Genomic DNA, 14,222 nt, shown 5'->3' with positions numbered 1-14,222 from the left:
GTACCCGCACTATCCATTACCCGGCAAAACCTCGAAGCAACGCAAGGGACGAACATGAGCGTCGAAGCATCCAAATGGGCCAGAATGGCCGACGTCCAGAAATCCTCATCCAAGCTCGTGTTGCTGAACCTGGCCCAACTCGTCCGCTATGACGCCGAGCACTGGACCGTCTTCGCATCGATCGACTACCTGGCCAAGGTCACGCATCTAAATCGCAAGACGGTGATCGAGGCGCTTGGCCGGCTTCGCGAATTGGGCGCAATACAGGACACCGGGCGGCGTGCGGGCGACAATCGCAGCAGCATCATCTATCGCTTGTGTCCAAATGCGGTCCCGCTGATCGACCTGGCGGCCGCAGGTGCTGTCGCCGGCGGAGAAGCTCAGGCGGCGCAGCAAGATTTGGCTCTGCAGGATGGGAAGGACGATGCCCCAGCGGCCGCGCCGGCCAGCGACAATTCGCTGACAGTGGACCAACCTCAGCCGGGCGATCACGATGGATCCGGGCTCGACGCGATGTCCAAAGGCTCGCGCGTAGCGGACGACGCGGTTGCGGCAGACAGCTGCAGCCCTACTGACGGTTTTCGGAATTCCGCTCCGGCGACGCCTGCACCTACAGGCAAGGCAGCGAAGGGGGCCAGGAAGAAGGGCCGAAGACGCCAGCCTGAAGCGCGCGCTGCCGGCGCCGGCCCGACCAGGCTCCCGGCGACCTGGAAACTGCCGGAGCGGTGGCGAAGTTGGACGCAGGAGCAGCGACCGCTCTGGACGCACGAGAAGATCGACGCCATGGCCGCCACGTTCAGCGCCTACATGCGATCCAGGCCCGGTGAATTGGGCACGTCACCCGACTGGTTCGAGTCATGGCGGCTCTGGGTTTTCCGAGAGCGTGAGTACGGCGAAGCCGCCGGCACAGCGTGGCAGAACAGTTGGACCGGCATCGTGGCCATGGGCAAGAAGCTTGACGTGGAACAGGCGCCGAACGAACCGCCGCCTCATTTCAAGGCTCGCGTGTTCCAGGCCGCTGGGCTTGTGCCGTCCCATTAGATGTTGTCCACAGCCTGGCCCGGTATCGGGACCAGTCCCAATTTTGGGCCTAGCCCGAAAAAGTGTTTTTGCCCGTCCCAATTTCTTCTTTCGCCAGTACCGAAAACGGCTTTTTGCCAGTACCGAAAACGGTACCCAATAGGTATATATAGGTTTTATAGGTTTTAGAGAGAGTCGCGCGCGAGGCGCTGGCTCATCGCGAAGACCGATCCGCCTACCCTCCGGTCGCTGCGCTCCCTCCGCCCCGACGCCTTCGGCGCCGGCCTGCCCCCCCTAGCTTCAGTCCCCCTCCCCGCCGGCGCAATGCGCCACCGGGCGGGGGAAAGGCGTCCCCCCAGGGCGTTGCGGGCCGTTGGCCTCGCCCCGCCCTGAGCGCCCCGACCCGTCTGCCGAACTCTGCCAATGCCGCGCCACCGCTGCTGACCTCCAGGGCCGCGCCAGCGTGCTTGCGCCCCGGAAAAGGTCCGTCCCCTTCCCGGCGGGCACCCCGCCGGGTGGGGGAACGGCAGGCCCCAAAAAGCGCGGGGGCTGCTGCCCCCCTGGCCGGCCGCCTAACGGCGTCCGCGCTTCCGACCCCCCGGGGAACCGCAACGGTTCCCCCGCGCCCGCCTACGGGCGCGGCTCCCCCTCCTTCAACCCCGGTTCTCCAGCAGGAGGGGCGCCATCGCTCACGTCAACTTAACCGCACGCCGGTGCTCAGCCTGGACCGCTACGCACCTTCACCTCACAAGGAAATCTCATGAAAATCTCCGATTGGAAATCCAAAGTCCAAGCGCTGTTTCGTCCAGCCCAGCCCGATCGCGCGGCCGCGTCAAACGGCCCGCGAGCTCTCTCCGCCGACGGCGAGCGCAAGCCGGTGGAAATCTCCATCATCAGCACTGGCGAGCGATTCGTGCATGTGCCCTCCTCGTCCCAGCCTGGCGAAGTGAGCCGCGCAGCTGAACAGATGGGTATTGAGCCCGCCGATTCCTATGAGCAACATATCGCTGCGCTCGAGCGCGAAGCAGTAGCGAAGCTGCGGCTATGGGACGGAAAGTCGGTAAGCGATATCGACACAAGCGCCCTCTATGACTTCCCAAACTTGGAAGACCACCCGGTCATGCGACTAACCGTGCCTGCACCGGTGGTTCGGAAGGAGTTCTTGAACCCGTCGCCGTTGAACGAGAACGATATCGAGAGAGTCACCCTACTTGCGGTCGACAAGCAGGGCCACGCGCTTCTCAAGACAAACCTCGGGCACCAGGTGAGCGATTTCGATGAGACTTACTACGACGTCATGCCCGTAGCGGAGGCTCTCGATCGGCTGCAGCAACACGGCGCCAGCAAAGATTTGACGCTCGTGATTGGCGAAACTTTGTGGCGTGGTGTGACGCCCGCGGAAGTGAAGTCCGCTGAAGTTGGCGCGACGTATCGGGGCGCCATTCTCGCTGTCGAGGGCGGCAAGGTTTACCAGCTCGTGTCGAACAGCACTGCCATCGCGCACGACGCCGGCAGGATGAGCGTTCCCGACCCTCTGCGATGCGTCGGAAAAGAGGTAGACATCAGCTACCCCTGCGGCAAGGTCGGCCTGTTGCGCGAGGTCGACTCGCTCGCGCTCGGACCTACCTCTCTTCAGAAGGCGGAGGCCGAGAAGAGCCCGAACGCGTTGGAGCGGTAGCGCCACCGCTACCCACCTCACCGAACAGGGAATTTCTTCCTCATGCAACGCAATCACGCACAGCCGACGACCGCGAGCGATCTTGTTCAGCAGCTAAACACGATGAGCGCCACAGATAGGCGCGCCCAGTTGCGCGCACTTCTTCCGCTGATAGACCAACTTGTTCGTAGAGGCGTCAGCCACGCCAAGATCGTTGAATCGCTGAAGAACGCTGGCTTCGCCATGACCATCTTGTCCTTTCGGAAGGCGCTTTACCGATGGCGAAAGCGGTCGAGAACTGCGGTGCCTCACGGCCCGCAAGACGTCCCAGCATCCCCCGCCGTCTCTGCAGACTTTCCCTCCCCTCCACCCGCCTCAAGCGCGTCGTCTGCGAGCGGCATCCAAAGCAAAGCCGACCTCGTTCGGCTTCGCAAAGCTTCTGATCCCATTGACCTTGATGAACTGGCCAAAATTGGCCGGAAGAAATAGGAACTTCGCATGAAAATCGCAACCGTCAACTATTCCGGCTCCGTCGGCAAAACCGTCACGACCAGCCACCTGCTCGCACCCCGCATTCCGGACGCGGAGATCATCGCCGTCGAGTCCACCAACGAGAGCGCGGCTGACCTTGGTCTCGCTGTCGAACAAATGCGCGGTGGCCAGTTCGGCCGGCTCTTTCGCAAGCTGCTAATGGCCGAAGCTGCCATCGTGGACGTCGGCGCCTCCAACATCGAGGACTTCCTGGCCGAGCTGGTGAAGTATGACCAGGCGCACCTGGAGATCGACTACTACGTTCTGCCCGTGGTCCCCTCGGGCAAAGCACAGCGGGAGACGATCAAGACCGTCCAGGTTCTCGCACAGATGGGGGTGCCGGCAGACCGCGTTCGCGTGCTTTTCAATCGCGTCGATTCCGACGTCCGAGAGGAGTTCGCTGCCATCTTTGGCTACGCAAAGCAGTCCGGCGATCTCCGCGCCAATCCTGAAGCGGCGATCTTCGAGAACGAAGTGTTCGATCTGCTGGCCAACAAGCGGACGACGATCAAGGAGATCCTGGCCGATCCGCGCGACTACCGCCAGGAGCTGCGCGAGGCGGACCGCGACGACGAGAAGCTCGTCAGCCATCTCAGCGACATGCACGCCCTGCAGTCGCTGGCACGTCCGGTCGACCGGCAACTGGACAAGGCGTTCGGCGCACTCTTCCTGTAGGACGCACCGTGACCGCCCCACCGTCTGAAGGCCCAGCCACATCGTCCGTCATACCCCGCAGCAGGATGGAGCTGCTGTACCGCGACATGCTGCAAGAGAGCGCTCAACTCGTGGGCCTGATCGAGCAGCTGACGGCACGCCAGGAGGGAATCGCCCAGGCGATGCAAGCGCTGCCCTCCACCGTGCGCCAAGCAGGCGTGGAGGCGGCGGCCAATGCGGGCGGTCAAGCCGCCCGCTCGCTTCTTGAGGCAAGCCGGACGCTCGCTAAGTCGACATCCGACGCCCGTATCGCCACTCGCGTTGCGACCCGCGCGTTGCCGGCGACCGCGTGGCGGGCTGGTGTGCTGTGCGGGGTGTGCGCGCTCATTGGAAGCGGCATTGGCGCCGCACTCGTGACGCTGGCTGTCTACTAGCCCCAAGCCGCAATCAAGAAGGCGTCCTCAGTCGCCTTCCTTCTATTCCGAAAAGGACTCTCATGGCACCCGACATACGCCGGCGAATCATCAAATTCGCCCTACTCGTTTTCCCGCTCTGCGCCTGGCTCCTTACAGCCAAGGTCATCTCAGGCCTTCCCTTCGCCCACATCACCTGGACGGTCTTGTCACACTGGGTCGTCTCCACACCGGAATACCCCTCGCTGATCGCCGCGCCCAGCATTGCGTTTGTCCTGGCGCTTGCACTATCCCTCACCCTCAAAAAGTACTCGACCAAAGATGGCTTCGACGGTGCGGGGTACAAGAAGCACATTCGCGGTACTGAGGCGGTCCCCGTCAAAAAGCTGCAGAAGCTCTGCGCGGAGAATGGTCGCCAGCAGATCGACGTGGCGGGTATCCCGATGCCGACGGGGATCGAGAATCTTCATATCCTCCTGAACGGAGCCACGGGCAGCGGCAAGTCGGTGCTACTGCGCAACCTGGTTTATTCCGCCCTTCGGCGCGGTGACCGCATGGTCGTAGTCGATCCGAATGGCGACCTGTACAGCAAGTTCGGGCGCGAGAGCGACGTTTTGCTCAACCCCTACGACCAGCGTACCGAGGGGTGGTCATTCTTCAACGAAGTGCGGGCAGAGTACGACTGGAAGCGCTTGGCGCTGTCCATTGTTCCCCTGGGTAAAGACGCGAACGCGGAAGAGTGGAACGGCTACGCCCGGCTCCTGCTGCGCGAGACCGCCCGTAAGCTCAACGAGTTAGGCACGCCGTCCATCGAAGAGCTCTTTCGTTGGACTACGATCGCCAACGACAAGGACCTGCGGACCTTCCTATCCGGCACGTTGGCAGAGTCCCTATTCGCCGGCTCCGCTGAGGCGAGCAAAGCCCTGACGAGCGCGCGCTTCGTTCTGTCCAAGTACCTCGCGGAACACGTCACCATGCCTGCTGGACAGTTCAGCATCCGTGACTGGATGGAACGAGGCACCGGCAGTCTGTACATCACCTGGCGCGAAGACATGAAGGAGGCGATGAAGCCGCTTATCTCCGCCTTCGTTGACGTGTTCTGCTCGGCCCTGCTGTCGCTGCCAGAAGATCAGGCGCGTCGGTGGTGGCTCGTCATCGACGAGCTGGGGTCGATGGAGAAGATGGCCAGCCTGGAAGACTTCTTGACGAAGGGTCGCAAGAACGGCGGCCGGGCCCTCGCCGGCCTGCAGTCGGTGTCCCAGATGGACGACATCTTCGGAGAGAAGATGTCCCAGACGCTACGGGCCAGTTTCCGCTCGCTGGTGGTGCTCGGCGGCTCCAAGACCGATTTCGAAACAGCGGAGGTGATGTCCAAGTCGCTCGGCGAACATGAGGTCGCGCGGCCGGAGTACACCGATAGCCGAAACCCCGGCAAGACGCCCAACACGAGCGAACGCATGGTCCGCTCTACCGAACGCGTCGTTACCGCCGCGCAGGTGCAAACGCTGCCTGAACTTACCGGCTGGGTCGCCTTTGCCGGCAACCGGCCGATCGCGAAGTTTGAGCTCGAGCCCCGGACCTTCGCCATTCGCAATGCTCCCTTTGTCGAAGCACGACGGGGCGGCGCTCAAAGCATGAGCAGCGCGTCCGCCGGCGGCCCCCAAGCCTGGTCGCAAGTCGATCTGCCCGAGGATCCGACGCTCGCAGCGTAAGCGCATCACACCAGGTCGCCGGCAGGGCCGGCGGCCGCCCGCATGGAACATCCGATGATTTCGCTCAAGACCATCCACCGCAGCGCCGCCACCAAGGCGTCGCACTACTACGCTGACCAGAAGGATGACTACTACAGCCGCGACGGCACTGCGGCGCAGTGGCAGGGAAAAGCTGCAGCGGCCCTTGGCCTCACGGGCAGCATCCAGCAAGAGGAGTTTCTGCGCGCGTTGCGTGGCGATTTTGGGTCCGATGTGACCCTGTCCCGGTCGGTGAGACTCGACGCGAAGGCACGCGCTGCGTTAGACATGACATTCTCCCCGCCAAAAAGCGTCAGCATCCAGGCGCTGGCGGGCAAAGACTCTTCGGTCATCGAAGCCCATGACCAGGCAGTCACCAAAGCGCTCGAATTCCTCGAACACGAGCTTCTGCGCGCGCGGCACACCGAGAAGGGCATCACTACGAGCGAGCGCACCGGTAATGCCGCTATAGCGAAATTTCGCCATGAGACGGCCCGGCCGACGGAAGGCGCATACTCAGATCCCCAACTGCACACACACGCGCTGTTGATGAACGTCACCCAGCGCGCCGACGGAACGTGGGTGGCCACCTCGAATGACGATATCTACCGCTTGAAGTCGATGGTGGAATCCGTATACCACGCCGAGCTCGCTAGCGCGCTAGAGAAGGCTGGTCACCAGATCCGCTACCAGGGCAAATCGCTTGAACTGGCGCATATCACTCGCGACCAAATCGAAAGTTTCTCGAAGCGCTCACAAGACATCAATGCCGAATTGGCCGCAATTGGTGAAACCCGTGGGACAGCGAGCCGCGCACTGAAGCAGACGATCGCGCTCAAGACGCGCCTGGACAAGGTGCCCGAGATTACTCGCGACGAGCTCCAGAAGGACTGGGAGCGCCAGGTGACTGAACTGGGCATCGAGCTCGGCGGCACTAAGCGACCACGCGACAAAGAGAAGGACGTCGCGCAGGAGCCGGGGGACATGGGTCCACGATCCTCCTCCGTACCGCGGGCGGGCGACCTTTCGCCGCCGGCAGCGGCGCTGCTCGCAGACGAGTGCGTGCGCTGGGCAATCAAACACCATACTGAACGCGAATCCGTCATGGACGGCCACGAGATGTTGAAAACGGCGTTGCGACGGTCGCATGGAACGGGCGTGAAGCTGGCGGACCTCAAGGGCGCGGTCAAACGCTTCCTCGACAGGGGGCATCTGATCCTTGGCACCTTGCAGTACCGTCACGCCAGGGACCGGGATGGTGCCGGCATGTCGCGTGCTGCGATGGTCAGTGCCCTCGTGGAAGGTGGCATGAACAAGCGGCTTGCCGAGGAGCAGATTCGCAAGTCCATCGCGCGGGGTGAATATGTCTTGACCGGTGCCCGCTACACCACGCAATCCGCCCGCGAGCGTGAAAAGCGGATCCTGCAGATCGAACGAGAGGGCCGAGACAAGGTCGCCCCGATCCTGCAGGTCGACGCGGCCAAGACTGCTCTTGCGGACAAAAAACTCAAGCCTGGCCAGCTGGCGGCGGCCAGCCTGATACTCACCACGCCGCATCGCTTTGTCGGCGTGCAAGGATTGGCCGGCACTGGCAAGTCGCACATGCTGGCGCAGGTGAAGGAAGCAGCGGAGACGGCGGGCTACCGCGTCCAGGCTGTAGCGTCGTACGGCAAGCAGATCGAGGCGCTGAGAGAGCTGGGCATGGAGGCACGTACGGTGGCGTCCGTGCTGGAAGCACGGCAGAAGGACCGCTTCCAATTGGACGCAAAGACCGTGCTCGTCATCGACGAGGCCGGTGTGGTACCTGCCCGCATCATGGAGCGTCTGATGAAAATGGCAGAAGCCGACGGCGCCCGTGTGGTCATGCTCGGCGACACGGGCCAGACCAAGGCGATTGAAGCGGGGCGACCGTTTCACCAGCTCCAGGCCGCCGGCATGGAGACCTCGCTCATGGGTGACATCATCCGGCAGAAGTCACCAGAACTGAAGGCGGCGGTGGAACTTGCCGCGGCCGGCAACGCGTCCGCATCTCTCGCCGTGTTGGACGGAAAGCTCGAAGCAGTCCACTCCATCGACGACAATGGCGCTCGCTATGACGCCATCGCCTCCAAATACGCTTCGCTCGATGCGGATGAGAGGCGTGAAACGCTCATCGTCACGGGCACCAATGATTCGCGCAATGCACTGAACGAGGCAACGCATCAGGCACTGGGCCTGTCCGGCCGTGGTTTTGACTTCAATCTGCTCACCCGCCGCGACACCACGCAAGCAGAGCGACGGGTGGCAAAGTACTACATCGCCGGCGACATCCTCCAGCCCGAGCGCGACTACAAGGCCGGCAACCTGCGCCAAACCGAGATGTACCGCGTCATCGGCCTGGCGCCAGATAAGCCGAATGACCTGGTAGTGGAACACGTCATCACCGGGGAGCGCACCCAGTTCAATCCCGGCCGCGCCGCCAAGCTCTCCGTGTACGAGCCGGTGCAGGCGGAGCTGTCTGCGGGTGATTGGGTACGCGTAACGCGCAACAACGCCAAGCTTGACCTGGTCAATGGTGGCCGATTCGAAGTTCTGGCGGTAACCCCCACGAGCGTCACAATCGGTGGCGGCGGCCGGCGACTCACGTTGGACGCTGCGACCGGCCCACTTCACCTGGATCGCGCATATGCCACGACCAGCCACAGCGCTCAGGGCCTTACTTGCGATCGCGCACTCATCAATGCGGAGAGCTTCAGCCGGACCACGCAGCGGGACGTCTACTACGTGGCAATTTCACGCGCCCGTCACCAAACGGAGATCTACACGAACGACATCAGCGAGTTGGCCGGTGTCGTAGATCGGCTCGAGGAAAAGACCGCGGCCCTGGACATCGGTTTAGAAACCACCCGTCCATGGCGTCTTCACAAGGCGCCCACTGCCATGGAACACCACACTAAGTAGGATGAACAATGCAATCCATTCAAACACCGTTCCTTATACTGACCGTCAAGGGAAGTTTTCCACATCGAACGTACCAACCGGTACGGAGCCACTGCCGAAATCATGCTCGCGCACAGGCACGCTGCTTCGATGTTTCATCACCTTGGGGCAACCTGAACAGGAACGAAAACAACTGCAAGCATTCTGCAATTGGAGGACCTGATCGTGCATTTATAGCCCCGTCAGGCCCCGCGTACACCGGTGATCAACATATAGGCCGACACGGCAAACAACATGCCGGCGAATGCGCGCTTGAGCCGCGCCACGGGCAGACGATGCGCCGCACGCGCGCCGAGGGGTGCCGTCAGCACGCTGAAGGCAGCCACCAGCGCCAACCCTGGCGTCCAGACGAAACCCATCGAGTGGGCAGGGCGCCCGGCGGTGTCGAGACCGCCGAGGATGAATCCGCCGACGTTCGCCAGCGCGATCGGGAATCCCAGCGCGGCGGAGGTGGCGACGGCACGGTGCACGGGCACGTTGCACCAGGAAAGGAAAGGGACGCTGATAAAGCCGCCGCCCACCCCGACCAGGCCCGACAGCGCGCCGATCGCGCTTCCGGCTCCGAGCAGCCCGGGTGCCCCGGGCAGGCCGCGAGCCGCCGCCGGCTGGCGCCCGCGAAACATCTGCACCGCGGAAAACAGCATGAACACACTGAACACCACAGCCAGCACGTTGCCCTTGAGCAGGGCGAAGACGCCCAGACTGCTAATGAGGCTGCCGGCCACAATGCCCGGGGTCAGCCCGCGCACGATTTGCCAGTCCACGGCGCCACGGCGATGATGCGCGCTCACGCTCGAGAAGGAGGTAAACAGGATTACCGCCATCGATGTGGCGATCGCCATCTTTACCGCCAGGCCGGCGGCCAATTCCTGCCCTTGCAGGAAGAATGTGAGGACGGGCACCAGCACGATGCCTCCCCCGATGCCGAGCAATCCGGCGAGAAAGCCACTCGCGACGCCAAGCGCGGCTAGTCCCAGAAAATGGGGAATGAATTCGAAAGTCATAGGATGCAGGACGCCCCGCCGCTGCGACGGCGGGCGCGGAAAGACAGAAGGCACGCCGGGCGCGCTGCGCCCGCTCATTCAACGCACAACGGCGTCGCGGATGTAGGCGGCGATTCGGGTGAGCAAGGCGTCGATATCGCGCCGGACCACGCCGAAGTTCGCGTTGCGCTCCCGGGTGTTCTCGTCCATGTAGATCGGACGCCGGATCTCGATCTGCATGCTGTAGCGCCGCAGCGCGGGTTGGCCGATATTGGCGATGAGCTGCACGCCCTTGTAGGGGTCGTTTCGCGCCACGGTGTAGCCGCAGCCGCGCAGGTGCGATTCCACGAGATCGAGGAAGCCGGGTTCGCAGGTGGTGCCGTCGCGGTCGCCGAGCACGAAGTCCGCAAGCGGTTTGTCGCTGCGGATCTTCAGGCGCTCGTAGGCGTTGTTCGGCATCGAATGCAGGTTGAGGTGCCAGAGCTTGCCGAAGCGCGCGTGCGCGTCCTGCACCGCCTGCTGTAGCGAGGCGTGGTAGGGCTGGTAGCACCGCTCGATTCGCGCCCGCACTTCAGCCACGGGCAGCTTGCGGTCATAGATCGGCGTGCCGCCCTTGACGGAGCGCCAGATCAAGCCAGAGCCCAGGCGCGTCTTCTCTCCGGGATGCAAGGGTGCGGGCCAAGCGCTCTCGAGAAGCTCGGGATCGATATCGTCGAGCATGCGGTTCAGATCAAGGTAGCTGCGCGGGAAATGCGCTTCGAGCAGCGTGCCGCCTACGCGCGGCACACCGGCCCACAGGGCTTCGACGTGGGTGTCCTCAGCGGCTCGCAGGATGGCGCGCGGCACCGCATGTCGGAAATCCTCGGGGTAGTCCGTGCCGCTATGCGGCGAGTCGCACACCAGCGGGATCGCGTCGTCCGCCGGCAGATGCAGGGTGTACAGAGCATCCATCATCATTTCACTCCGCCGACAGCTTGGCGACCTTCGCCACTGCCTGGTAACGCGCCACGGCTTGCTCGATCTGTGCCTGGAACTGCGCGGGCGTGTTGGGAATGAGTGTGGCGCCCGCTTCGTCCATCTTTTGTACGAAATTTGGCTGCTGCATGGCTTTGTGAATCGCGGCATTCAGCTTGCCCACGACGGCGGGCGGCGTGCCGGCAGGTGCGACGATGCCAAACCAGCCGCCCGTGCCCATCTGCGGATAGCCGATCTCCCCGTACACGGGCACGTCGGGCAACGCGGGCGAACGCTTGTCCGACAGTAGGACCAGCGCGCGCAGGCGGCCCGCTTTGATGTGCGCCAGCGCCGAAGGTAGATTGTCGGTGATGCCGTCGACCTGGCCTCCCACGGCGTCGTTCATGGCAGGGCCGGCGCCCTTATACGGAATGTGGAGCAGTTGGATGCCGGAGAGCGCCGTAAAGTGCTCAATGTTGGTATGGCCGAGTGAACCTACGCCGGGCGACGCATAACTGTATTTGCCCGGCTCAGCCTTGGCCAGCGCGATGAACTCCTGAATTGTCCTGGCCGGGATCCTGGGATTGATCGCGAACACGCTGGGCACCGTGGCCACGTTCGATACCGGCGCGAAATCCTTGATCGGGTCGTACTTCAGGCGCGCGCCGTAGGCGGCGACGTTGGAGCCGTGGGTGCTCATCGTGGCCATGCCGAGCGTGTAGCCGTCGGGTTCCGCCTTAGCGACCTGCTCCATGCCCATCGAGCCACCCGCGCCCGCGCGGTTCTCCACCACGATGGTCTGGCCCAACTCGCGGCCGGCATACTCGGCGATCAACCGCGCGGCCAGGTCGGTAGAACCGCTAGGCGCGAATGGCACGATGAGCTTTAGCGGACGGTCGGGAAATTCGGCGTGCGCCACGGTAGCGGTGAGCGGAGTGGCGGCCGCGAGGGCCAGCGCCGCGAAACCGGCGCGATATCTGGCATGGAGTGTCATGGGCTTGTCGTCATGAAAGGAAATTTATAGACCGTGCCTAGTGTCCAGGCTGGGCCCGCCCACTGGCAAACGACAAGAATGGAAGCCTGTATGACGGAAAGTCATACAATGGTCACAATCCGTGCACGACCCAGCCGCCATGCGCCTGCATTCTCCTTCGATGTCCGAACTCCATGCCTTTGCAGCCGTGGTGCGGCTGGGCAGCTTTTCGCAGGCGGCTGATGAGCTCTGCGTCACTCAGGGTGCGATCAGCCGCGCGGTGGCAAGACTCGAAGCCCACTTCAACCAGGTTCTGTTGCAGCGCGACTCCCATCGCTTGCAGCTCACGGAGGCGGGGCGCGCCTTTCTCGACGCGGTGCAGGAACCGCTGATGGCGATCGAGGCGGCGAGCGCCGGATTGCGCACGGCCCCTGCCGACCGGCCGCTCAGTCTCGCGGTGGTACCGACCTTCGCAAGCGTGTGGCTGGTGCCGCGCCTGCCGGAATTCCGGCGGCTGCACCCCGACGTGCGGCTCAACTTTGCCCCTTATCGCAAGGGCGAGGACTTCAGCGACAACACCGCGGATGCCGCCATCCTGACCGGCCTGGGTCAGCACCAATGGCCGGGCTGGCATTGCGATTACGTCATCGGGCGCGAAATCGTGCCTGTCTGCCACCCCGAACGTCTGGCGCGCATGAGGGCCGAGGGCCGCTGGCGCGAACCGCACGATCTCGCTGCGGAGCCTCTGCTCTACCACACGACCGCGCCGGGCAACTGGACACAATGGCTGCGTTGGGCGGGGCCGCAGGCACCCGCGCCGAATCTGTCCATGGCCTGCGATCAAGTGTCGATCCTTGTTCGTGCCGCGATCGCGGACATGGGCATTGCGCTCGTACAGCGCTGTCTCGTGCGCCATGAACTCGAAACCGGCCAACTCGCCGTGCCCTTCGATCTACCCATCACGCTGGAGCGTGGCTACTTCCTGTGCATTCCGTCCAATCGCCGTCCCCCGCCTGGTTACGGCGCATTCCGCGACTGGCTGCTGGCCGCCGCGCGGCAGGACATCGAGAACCTGATGCGCGCGCTTGATTCGCCACAACCCCCTTAAGCAGCACTAGCGCGTCACCTTTGCCGCGTGCTGGGACTAGAGCCAGTGCGGAATGATCCGAGACGATCCCAAGTCAAATGTCACCGGCCAACACCAGCTTTATCCGCCCTGACGTTAAGCCACCCAAGATAAGCATCCTCGATAGATTCAGCCATTTTCGCCGCACTGAACCTTTCCCGGAGAACGAAGTTTGCTCGCCCAGCTTTGCCGAATCGGCTGCGCAGGCTGCTTTCTACGATCAGATTATTGATCACCGAACGGAGTATCACCCGATCGAAAGGCAGTACAACATATCCCGAAACACCGTTTTCGATGACCTCTGGCAGGCAACCAACTGCGGTAGCTACGACAGGCACACCGGACGCAGATGCTTCGACAAACGTGGATCCCAACACCTCGCACTCCGGCACCATTGCGTAAATATCCACCGCGCCTAACAAGTCACCAACGCAGAAGAAGAAATCTGGAAAGTGGATCCTTCCTATCAACCCAATTTCGACCGCACGTCTCCTTAGCTGGTTGAGTCGGGGCTCATGCAGGCCACCAAGCACCAGGTGAACTTGTGGGTAGACCTCCATCAACGGGTACATCGCTTCGACGAGAATTCGAAGCCCTTGCGCATCCTGATCGTCCGCAACGTTTCCAATGACAATCGCATCGTCGGGAATGGCGAGTTCTTGGCGCATCGAAGGCATCGCAGGCCTGGGATACTGAACGTCTAGGCCTGTAGGAATCGTCCGAACACGCTGCTCGAAATGACCACGTTCGAGGTATCGCTGTCGCTGATACGTGCTTACGGTTATCACATGACCGCTCACCGCGCCGCTGAGTCGCGGCACGTGCAGCCTGCTTTCCCGGTGATGCGTTCTAACTACCAATCGTGTTCGCGCTAAACGCGCGAACAGCGCGGCGCGCAGGTCATCTTCCACGGAATGCGTGTTGACTACATCAAAGTCTCCTCCTCGCACTATCCCGCCGATGCGAAACGGAGTCATTGCAGAAGCAATCAGCCCCTCTACCTCAATGTGGTGCGTTCTAAAGCCGTGATTTTGAGAGCGCTGCCCGAGCTCAGACCGTGCGGCACAAACAACCTCAAGCGTATGTCCGCGATCGCGCATCGCGAGCATCTCATTGAGGATACGCAGTTCTTTGCCACCAAAGCCGCTGGACAGGCTCACGTGCAGGACCCTCAGAAGAGACCGCGAATGCCCCACCGCGGA

Annotated in this window: 11 protein-coding genes; 7 read left to right on the top strand and 4 right to left on the bottom strand. The window is 62.8% G+C overall.

What is annotated here, in order from left to right; all coding sequences use genetic code 11:
* Window positions 1-54 precede the first annotated feature (54 nt).
* The 6 genes from B3098_RS18205 to mobF all read left to right on the top strand — a co-directional run bounded on the left by B3098_RS18205 (window position 55) and on the right by mobF (window position 8,945).
* Window positions 55-1,041, top strand: a complete 987-nt coding sequence (locus B3098_RS18205; protein ID WP_152385226.1) for a helix-turn-helix domain-containing protein — start codon at window positions 55-57, stop codon at window positions 1,039-1,041.
* A gap of 739 nt (window positions 1,042-1,780) precedes the next feature.
* Entirely contained in the window at window positions 1,781-2,698 is a 918-nt protein-coding gene (locus B3098_RS18200; protein WP_152385227.1) for a KfrB domain-containing protein, read from the top strand.
* 477 nt (window positions 2,699-3,175) lie between these two features.
* Entirely contained in the window at window positions 3,176-3,883 is a 708-nt protein-coding gene (gene stbB, locus B3098_RS18195) for a StbB family protein (RefSeq protein ID WP_152385228.1), read from the top strand.
* Between the two features lie 65 nt (window positions 3,884-3,948).
* Window positions 3,949-4,296: a hypothetical protein gene (locus B3098_RS18190; RefSeq protein WP_152385229.1), complete on the top strand. Its 348-nt coding sequence runs from the start codon at window positions 3,949-3,951 to the stop codon at window positions 4,294-4,296.
* Window positions 4,297-4,358: 62 nt separating this feature from the next.
* Window positions 4,359-5,987, top strand: a complete 1,629-nt coding sequence (locus B3098_RS18185) for a type IV secretion system DNA-binding domain-containing protein (RefSeq protein WP_152385230.1) — start codon at window positions 4,359-4,361, stop codon at window positions 5,985-5,987.
* A 54-nt stretch (window positions 5,988-6,041) separates the two neighbouring features.
* Window positions 6,042-8,945 carry a MobF family relaxase gene (gene mobF / locus B3098_RS18180; RefSeq protein WP_152385231.1) on the top strand — a complete coding sequence of 968 codons (2,904 nt, stop codon included), beginning with the start codon at window positions 6,042-6,044 and terminating at the stop codon, window positions 8,943-8,945.
* Between the two features lie 221 nt (window positions 8,946-9,166).
* On the opposite strand, the gene B3098_RS18175 is transcribed toward mobF, so the two are convergent.
* The 3 genes from B3098_RS18175 to B3098_RS18165 all read right to left on the bottom strand — a co-directional run bounded on the left by B3098_RS18175 (window position 9,167) and on the right by B3098_RS18165 (window position 11,915).
* Window positions 9,167-9,988, bottom strand: coding sequence for a sulfite exporter TauE/SafE family protein (locus B3098_RS18175; protein WP_152385232.1), 822 nt, complete (start codon window positions 9,986-9,988; stop codon window positions 9,167-9,169).
* Between the two features lie 78 nt (window positions 9,989-10,066).
* Window positions 10,067-10,924, bottom strand: a complete 858-nt coding sequence (locus B3098_RS18170; protein WP_152385233.1) for an N-formylglutamate amidohydrolase — start codon at window positions 10,922-10,924, stop codon at window positions 10,067-10,069.
* Between the two features lies 1 nt (window position 10,925).
* Window positions 10,926-11,915: a tripartite tricarboxylate transporter substrate binding protein BugE gene (locus tag B3098_RS18165; protein WP_152385234.1), complete on the bottom strand. Its 990-nt coding sequence runs from the start codon at window positions 11,913-11,915 to the stop codon at window positions 10,926-10,928.
* A 160-nt stretch (window positions 11,916-12,075) separates the two neighbouring features.
* Here B3098_RS18165 and B3098_RS18160 point away from each other — a divergent pair, with 160 nt between their 5' ends.
* Window positions 12,076-13,002 (top strand): LysR substrate-binding domain-containing protein, encoded by a 927-nt coding sequence (locus B3098_RS18160; RefSeq protein ID WP_227741280.1) that lies wholly within the window; start codon window positions 12,076-12,078, stop codon window positions 13,000-13,002.
* 80 nt (window positions 13,003-13,082) lie between these two features.
* On the opposite strand, the gene B3098_RS18155 is transcribed toward B3098_RS18160, so the two are convergent.
* Window positions 13,083-14,180: a glycosyltransferase family 4 protein gene (locus B3098_RS18155; RefSeq protein WP_167351706.1), complete on the bottom strand. Its 1,098-nt coding sequence runs from the start codon at window positions 14,178-14,180 to the stop codon at window positions 13,083-13,085.
* Between the last annotated feature and the right edge of the window lie 42 nt (window positions 14,181-14,222).

The sequence above is a fragment of the Achromobacter sp. UBA2119 genome (assembly GCF_002331005.1).
GTDB classification, from domain to species: Bacteria; Pseudomonadota; Gammaproteobacteria; order Burkholderiales; family Burkholderiaceae_B; genus Achromobacter; species Achromobacter animicus.
The sequence above is the reverse complement of the archived record's forward strand: the minus strand, read 5'-3'. Positions and strand labels throughout refer to the sequence as shown.

Coding starts and splice junctions, on each gene's coding strand:
- mobF (WP_152385231.1), top strand. CDS start 6,042: ATGATTTCGCTCAAGACCATCCACCGCAGCGCCGCCACCAAGGCGTCG.
- B3098_RS18205 (WP_152385226.1), top strand. CDS start 55: ATGAGCGTCGAAGCATCCAAATGGGCCAGAATGGCCGACGTCCAGAAA.
- B3098_RS18175 (WP_152385232.1), bottom strand. CDS start 9,988: ATGACTTTCGAATTCATTCCCCATTTTCTGGGACTAGCCGCGCTTGGC.
- B3098_RS18165 (WP_152385234.1), bottom strand. CDS start 11,915: ATGACACTCCATGCCAGATATCGCGCCGGTTTCGCGGCGCTGGCCCTC.
- B3098_RS18185 (WP_152385230.1), top strand. CDS start 4,359: ATGGCACCCGACATACGCCGGCGAATCATCAAATTCGCCCTACTCGTT.
- B3098_RS18190 (WP_152385229.1), top strand. CDS start 3,949: ATGGAGCTGCTGTACCGCGACATGCTGCAAGAGAGCGCTCAACTCGTG.
- stbB (WP_152385228.1), top strand. CDS start 3,176: ATGAAAATCGCAACCGTCAACTATTCCGGCTCCGTCGGCAAAACCGTC.
- B3098_RS18170 (WP_152385233.1), bottom strand. CDS start 10,924: ATGATGATGGATGCTCTGTACACCCTGCATCTGCCGGCGGACGACGCG.
- B3098_RS18160 (WP_227741280.1), top strand. CDS start 12,076: ATGTCCGAACTCCATGCCTTTGCAGCCGTGGTGCGGCTGGGCAGCTTT.
- B3098_RS18200 (WP_152385227.1), top strand. CDS start 1,781: ATGAAAATCTCCGATTGGAAATCCAAAGTCCAAGCGCTGTTTCGTCCA.